Source organism: Ralstonia flaminis (assembly GCF_958415495.1).
Taxonomy (GTDB): domain Bacteria; phylum Pseudomonadota; class Gammaproteobacteria; order Burkholderiales; family Burkholderiaceae; genus Ralstonia; species Ralstonia flaminis.
Map to the genome: position 1 here is coordinate 1 of NZ_CATZLL010000031.1, position 6,107 is coordinate 6,107.

Here is a 6,107-nt window from a genome sequence, read left to right on the forward strand (position 1 = left end):
TCGGCGCTGCGGTTGGCAGCATGGTGGGGCAAGGCGTTGGAATTGCCATTGGCGCGCAGGACAAATTCAGCTGGAGCCAGGTCGGCCGGACAGCGTTGAGTGCTGGTGTGACTGCTGGCATTGGTGGCGGGCTCGCGGACTTGGCTCGGACCAGCACTGGGATGACTCAAACAGTGCTTTCAAGCGCAGCAGCGCGTGTCGGCGTTGCCAGTGCGATGACACAAGGCATCGGTGTGGCGACGGGCCTGCAGTCGAGCTTCAACTGGAGGGGCGTGGCGGCGGCGGCCGCAGGCGGCCAGGTGGGTGCTGAACTGGGTGGTGCGCTTAACGGCAAGTTGGGTAGCGGGTTTGCCGGTAGCGTTGCGCAAGGGTCGATCACTGGTTTTGCCGGAGGCATGACTACGGCGGCGCTGCAAGGTGGCCGTATTGCCGCTGTGCAAGTGGCAACCGATGCGTTTGGCAATGCGCTGGGTGGTAGTTTGGTCGACCAAATGGGCAGCGCACGCAGCTCACAGGAAGACGTGTTGGGCCAGAAAATTGCCGAGCTGCAGCGTTCGCCTATCTGGAATGCACCGGGGATCGATTCCACTCCATCCTCATCGAGCTTTGACAGCGACGCGGCGTACAACCAACTGGTGGCAGCCTTCAGTGCGCCACAGAATGGCACCGGCAGGGCGCCTGGCGTGCTGCTGGCCGCCAATGGTGTGACAGAGCCCGGGCAGCCAGTGGCAGTGTCCGATGCCGTTGGAGGTTTGGTGCGTGCCGCTAGTCTTGATGGCCATGCTGCACGGGTCGCGGAACTGCAGGCGATGGCTGGACGGGCGCTGAGCGCTGGAGAGGGTGATTATGTCGATGCAAATGGGGTGCTTAACGTACTGATCACAGGGACAGTGGAACCGCAGACCCTGCCTATGGGTAGTACCGCGTGGGATCCGTCAATGAAGTCGATTGTTCCCGACTCGCAAGTGGTGGCCAGGGGTGTAACGGAAAATGGGCGTGGTTGGGAGCGCTGGGACAGTGGTGCAACGGCTTATGCGGTGCCGAATCCAGTTCTTGATGTTCAGGAGCTTCCACCGTTGTCGAGAGCGGATGTGGGGGCAACCTTTGTTCCGACGAAAACAGAAGGTGGATTCTGGCGAGGCTTGACGGGAGATTACCGAAGCGTCATGGAGGGGCCTGCGCCACTGTCGGAAAAAATCGGTTCTGGCATGCGCGCCGTTGGGGGAGCCGTGGCGCACCCCTTTGTTGAGCTTGGAAATCAGTATCGCGACATTTGGAGCTTGGCAACGGGCTCACCGGATTCGTTGCGCAGCGATCTTCGGCAGAATATGGTGCAGGGCGATTATCTGGGGGCGACGCTCACTCAAGTCGGCGTGCTGGCGGGAGTCGCACCGTTGGCTGCAGGAGCGGCAGGGCGTATGTTTGCAACCGGGGTTGCTGCTGAGGGAGCCAACGCCAATATCGTCTATCGAGCACTAACCTCTGCTGACGGGGAGGCTCTTGCGGCAGGCCGAGATATTGTTGCCAAGGCTCCAAGTGGCACGTGGACGGCGGCAGAGCACGTTGCTAATGCCGGTCCTGGCGCTGGAGGGGCTGCGGCTAATAGTCCTTGGGTTTCGACGACAAAGGTTCTCGATGTAGCTCGTGCATATGAAGGCGGGAATGGGATAATTGCCGTCGACTTGAATAAGGTTGGTTCGCTCCAAGCGGAAGTGTGGAGGAGTGCTCCCAGGGTTAATGGTGTTGATGGCTTGGCCTACCACCGTTCTATTTGGGCGCAAGAGGTGACGATTTATCAGACGATTCCAAAAGAGGCGATCAAGGGGTTCGTGAAATGATCACGGTAGTAGAACAAGACCAAGAGCAATTGAGATCGTTGGTCGGCAGGCTGATCCTCTCGCTGCAGGCTGGCGAGATGGATCAGTTGGCGTGGGAAGAGCTGACATCTCTCTCAAGAGCACTGACCTTGAGGCTGAGGGCTTCGCCGCTTGTGCCAAAATCTCTTCTTAAGGAATTGCGCTTTGCAATTAAAGCAATGCGTGCGGAGGCGGTTCGTCATAAAGATCATCAGCGCTTGCTGAAGATGGCAGATGAGCTGGAGCTGACGTTTGATCTAATTCTCGTTGGGGAGGCGCACGGGGACCGAGTTCCCGGTGTCCCTCGCATCATCTAAGTTGAACGAGAGTGATATGGGATATGAGCAACATGTGGCATCGTTGAAAGTGCCAAATCAGATCTTAGTTACTGGCTTTGAGGCATGTGATAGTGCTGCGCATATGATCGAATGGCTTGGGAGGGGAAAGGACTTCCGTACTTTCGTGATTCATGACATTGAGGGGGAGTTATATGCGCAAGACAGGGCCTCCCAACTTCTCGCTGTGCACTGCAAGATGCCTCCGGTTCTTGAAACCAAAGTTCGGCAGGGGGCGACCGGAGAGGGTATTGTTACCGGTCTATTGGTAACGTTCCCTGTTACCCTGAAGGTATCCAGCGGTGATGGTCAGAGATGGGTTCTTGATGTAATGCACGGGTATCGAGCTAGCGATCTCGACGTGGCTGAGAAGTTTCAATTGCGTATGGATTTCACTGTAGAGGGGAGCCAACTGGAGAGTTAGCCGAGCCAGAGATATCCGCCCTACCCGCAACGCCCGCCAGATGGCGGGCGTTGTTATTTGCGCTTATTGATCGGTCGGTCAGCGTGAGGCGAGTTGGTCAGAATAGCCGTTCCGCCACCTCGCGCCGAGCGTTCTCATCGAGGTGCATTTGCCGAATTCCGAGCATCGCCCGGCGAATCCAGGCGTCGGTCGATTCGCGTAATTCCTTGGGTTGGCCGTCGTTGGTCGTGTTGGTGGAATTGGGCAATTGCTGGCCGTGCTCAGTCATTGAAGATTTCCCTTGAAAGGTCACACACACTACGCACGTAGCGAAGCGCGTGCAAAGCCCCATCAACCCCGCGCCAGCATTGGCGTTGTGGCGCTAGCGGCGTGCCTTGCCGCTGGCGTAGCTGGAAGCGCCGGTTGGGCGTAATCCCTTGCGGGGCAAGGCTTCACGGATGCTAGCAAACGCTAGCACGCCATGCTGGAAGCGAGCCTAGAGTGAGCCGGCAGCTTCCGATTGCACGTCACTCTCCCACGACGTGTTCCCCATCGAGATCGAAGCGCACGAGCTGGCGCCGGCCGTCTGGATAACGCTTCTCGACGAGCCCAGCGGGCGTGGTCGCTGTCGTGCAATAGATGGGATTACCCCGGGCCAGATGTCCACGCGCAGCGGCGCCATCGTCATGCGCAAGGGTTGCCAGGAACGCCTCCAGTTCAGCGGGCGTCATGTCATCGAATGGGGTCAGAGGCTGCATGGCGGGGAACACAAAGGCAACTTAAAAGGAACAGAAAGGGAACACGCTGGGCGGTCTGGCGCGCGGCAGGAACAGAAAAAGAACGCCTGCGGAACTGTTTAGGAACATGGTGCGCGTGTCGTGTGGCCTGCTCCAGGCTAGCAGGCCCGCAGACACCCTGGAAAGCGGTCGAAATACGCCCTTGGAGAGCCCGGACTGGTCCATCAAAGCCCTCGTTCTGGCTGCAATCTGCGGCGGTTCGGCGGTCCTAAAAAGCCTACACACCATACGCACCTCGTGCGAGGAGCTGTAAACCCGCGCCAGCGCTTGGTCTGCGGGAAATTGATGCGTTGCTCGGGGTGAAATCTGTCATACGTTAGGGTCCGCGAACCCGCATGGCAGCTAGGTTTGCACATGGCATGGCGTATGACTTGCTTGCTGCCGATTGCACGTCAGGGCTGTGTTGCTGCGTGTTCCGAAGAACGAAAAGAAACGGGTACGCGGATGCAGCCTGCGCAGTCCATGCAGGGGTAGGGCTTTTATATCTAAAGAAAAAACGCTCCCCCAACCCCCTAGCCGCGGCTGGGGGTGAGATGGGCACAACCCTTAGCTGCTAAGGGTGTCAGGCGGCGCTGCGCTCGACCTTGCGTTTGAGCTGGCCGCGCTCGATGAAGGCATCGATCAACTGCAATACCTGACGCTTCTCGGCTGGATCGAGCTTCTCGATGGCCAGCAATCTGCGGCGCAGGCGGCTGTCGCCATCCTGCTTGACCAGGCGGCGCTTGCCGCTGCGGCCGAACAGTTCATCGATGGAGACGCCCAGGGCGGTGGCGATGGCGGGCAGCAGGTTGGCCGGCGGGGCGGCCTGCGGGCTCTCGTAGTAGGCAACCATGCGCTGGGAGATCCCCAACTCGGCGGCGAGTTCGACCTGGGTGAAGCCGGCGGCCTTATAGTGACGCACAGAACGGCACGAGCAGTGCGCCTGGCGTGTTGCTAGCAGCCAATGCGCTGCGGGACCCTGGTCAGCCGGTGGTGATGTCAGATGCGGGTGGGGGCGGTGCCGCCGAGCCTATAGATATTGGCACGCTGTCGACTTTGGTTGTGACTCCCAAGGGCTCACATGCGGAATTTGAGATTCCTCCTGATGTGGTGGGCTATGGGACAGCGTATGGCGGCGGTGCTACGCGGCAAAGCTACGTCGATGCGACGTCGCTGAGCGGCGAATCATGGTTCGCTGATCCAATTGGGCGAAACTACGCTCAAGCATCGGGGCAGATGTTCGCCGGTGCAGTAGGCAGTGGGTCTTCCTCATGGGACGCATTAACTCAGCAGAAAGACGCTACTGTTGCGGTAACGGGTACCTACAACCGGTTTGACGACATTGCTCAGGCCTTCCGAGCGTCACCAGGTTCCGCTAGCGATTGGTTGATTGGTGTCGCACATGCTATGCAATACGAGCGGCCGGTTACGGCGCAGCCGGTGCGGATGAACCCGGGGGCGGTGGCGTTGAATGGTGCGCTGGAAAGTCCGTTCGCGGGTATGGCGGTGGGGCTTACCTACGCATTAGGTGGTTCGCATACCGATGCGGTGTACGCGTCGCAACTGGGTAATTCGCTGGATGGGCTTGCGGCGGCACGGGCGGGATACCAATTGCCGAAGGCGTCGCAAATGGGTGGTTTGGCTTCCGGTCGGAGAGGGGCTGCTCCACCCGTGGGACAGACCTATAGTGGCAATCCGCTTGAGCTAGACTTCGTTGGGCCGCCAAGGCCGCTGAGTACGCGGCAGGTCGACATGCTAACGTCGTATCCAGACGCACACTCTTTACAGCGCCACGGTGGTTCGGTCACGGATGGGCAACTTATGATTCGTGCACTTACAGGCGTGGCGCCCGATAATTCGGTGAAATTAACCAAGAGCGGGCAACCTATCCTTCCCCCAATGTCTTCTGCTTTCCACTCTGACCAGCTACTTGGATACGCTGATCAGTACGTACGAAGCAATGGCGCGTTAGCAAATGCTATACAGAATCATCCTGGCGAAGCGTTTGTGACGGTGACGCCAGCCGACGTGGGTGATATGGGGTTGAATCTGGGGAGAGGTTACGTCCGCCTGTACAGCCTGATCTGCAAGGAGCACCACAACTCATCGATAACTTGAGGAGTGTGCAAGGCACCTATTATTTCAATGCAACAACGGGGCAGTGGGAAACTGTGACACTGTTCCCGGCTCGATGAGAGGCTGATATGGCTTACCCAACCCTGAAAAACTTGCTGCTGTCGGTGCTTTCAATAGACGTTGGTTTGTCTGAGAGCGCTGAAGCTGTTGCCATCGAGCGTTTCCTGCAGGATCAGACTGTATTCGAAAGGCTCAGGGGTGAATTGCTGTCCTTCGAGGCGAGTGGTGAGTCGTGGATGGAGTTGTTAGACAACGAACACTATTGCGTTTACCCAACTGACTCCGAGGAGGAGGCCAAACAGTTCGTAATGGATAAATTTGGTAAGCGATTGCTCGGGTAGCCTTAGGCTTCACCACCAAAACTCTTTCAACCCGCAACGCCCGCCGACCGGTGGGCGTTGTTGTTTGTGCTCGTTAGCGGATTGATTTGAGCCAGGTAGAGAGGGTCAAAAGATCCGCTTCGCCACCTCCCGGCGCACGTCCTCGCTCTCGTGCATTTGGGCTGCTGCCGGTTCAGTGGACACCGACCTAAGCTTCTCGAGCTTGCTCAAACTGTATCGGACTGACGTAGCCGAGCGTCGAATGCCTGCGCGTCGGATTG

8 protein-coding genes are annotated in these 6,107 nt (G+C 58.4%); 5 read left to right on the top strand and 3 right to left on the bottom strand.

Annotated elements, in window-relative coordinates; genetic code table 11:
- From R2N11_RS26210 to R2N11_RS26220, 3 genes are all read left to right on the top strand, one after another.
- A partial coding sequence (locus tag R2N11_RS26210) for a hypothetical protein (RefSeq protein WP_430715483.1) occupies nucleotides 1–1,838 on the top strand: 1,838 nt, incomplete at its 5' end.
- The gene (locus tag R2N11_RS26215) at nucleotides 1,835–2,173 is read left to right on the top strand and encodes a hypothetical protein (RefSeq protein WP_316682949.1); all 339 of its coding nucleotides are present in this window, start codon (nucleotides 1,835–1,837) and stop codon (nucleotides 2,171–2,173) included. The genes R2N11_RS26210 and R2N11_RS26215, both read left to right, overlap by 4 nt.
- Nucleotides 2,174–2,189: 16 nt before the next feature.
- Complete coding sequence (locus R2N11_RS26220; protein WP_316682950.1) at nucleotides 2,190–2,615, top strand: hypothetical protein; 426 nt, start codon at nucleotides 2,190–2,192, stop codon at nucleotides 2,613–2,615.
- Nucleotides 2,616–2,712: 97 nt separating this feature from the next.
- Here the strand turns inward: R2N11_RS26220 and R2N11_RS26225 are convergent, their stop codons facing one another.
- From R2N11_RS26225 to R2N11_RS26235, 3 genes are all read right to left on the bottom strand, one after another.
- Complete coding sequence (locus R2N11_RS26225; protein WP_316682951.1) at nucleotides 2,713–2,883, bottom strand: hypothetical protein; 171 nt, start codon at nucleotides 2,881–2,883, stop codon at nucleotides 2,713–2,715.
- A gap of 238 nt (nucleotides 2,884–3,121) precedes the next feature.
- On the bottom strand, nucleotides 3,122–3,352 hold the full coding sequence (locus tag R2N11_RS26230; protein ID WP_316682952.1) for a hypothetical protein: 231 nt from the start codon (nucleotides 3,350–3,352) through the stop codon (nucleotides 3,122–3,124).
- A gap of 601 nt (nucleotides 3,353–3,953) precedes the next feature.
- Entirely contained in the window at nucleotides 3,954–4,292 is a 339-nt protein-coding gene (locus R2N11_RS26235) for a helix-turn-helix domain-containing protein (protein WP_316682953.1), read from the bottom strand.
- Nucleotides 4,293–4,318: 26 nt separating this feature from the next.
- Here R2N11_RS26235 and R2N11_RS26240 point away from each other — a divergent pair, with 26 nt between their 5' ends.
- On the top strand, nucleotides 4,319–5,488 hold the full coding sequence (locus tag R2N11_RS26240; RefSeq protein ID WP_316682954.1) for a hypothetical protein: 1,170 nt from the start codon (nucleotides 4,319–4,321) through the stop codon (nucleotides 5,486–5,488).
- 86 nt (nucleotides 5,489–5,574) lie between these two features.
- The gene (locus R2N11_RS26245) at nucleotides 5,575–5,847 is read left to right on the top strand and encodes a hypothetical protein (RefSeq protein ID WP_316682955.1); all 273 of its coding nucleotides are present in this window, start codon (nucleotides 5,575–5,577) and stop codon (nucleotides 5,845–5,847) included.
- Nucleotides 5,848–6,107: the final 260 nt, after the last annotated feature.

Bases quoted from the DNA above. Each gene is read 5' to 3' on its own strand.
- R2N11_RS26225 (WP_316682951.1), bottom strand. From the start codon at position 2,883: ATGACTGAGCACGGCCAGCAATTGCCCAATTCCACCAACACGACCAAC.
- R2N11_RS26215 (WP_316682949.1), top strand. From the start codon at position 1,835: ATGATCACGGTAGTAGAACAAGACCAAGAGCAATTGAGATCGTTGGTC.
- R2N11_RS26220 (WP_316682950.1), top strand. From the start codon at position 2,190: ATGGGATATGAGCAACATGTGGCATCGTTGAAAGTGCCAAATCAGATC.
- R2N11_RS26245 (WP_316682955.1), top strand. From the start codon at position 5,575: ATGGCTTACCCAACCCTGAAAAACTTGCTGCTGTCGGTGCTTTCAATA.
- R2N11_RS26230 (WP_316682952.1), bottom strand. From the start codon at position 3,352: ATGCAGCCTCTGACCCCATTCGATGACATGACGCCCGCTGAACTGGAG.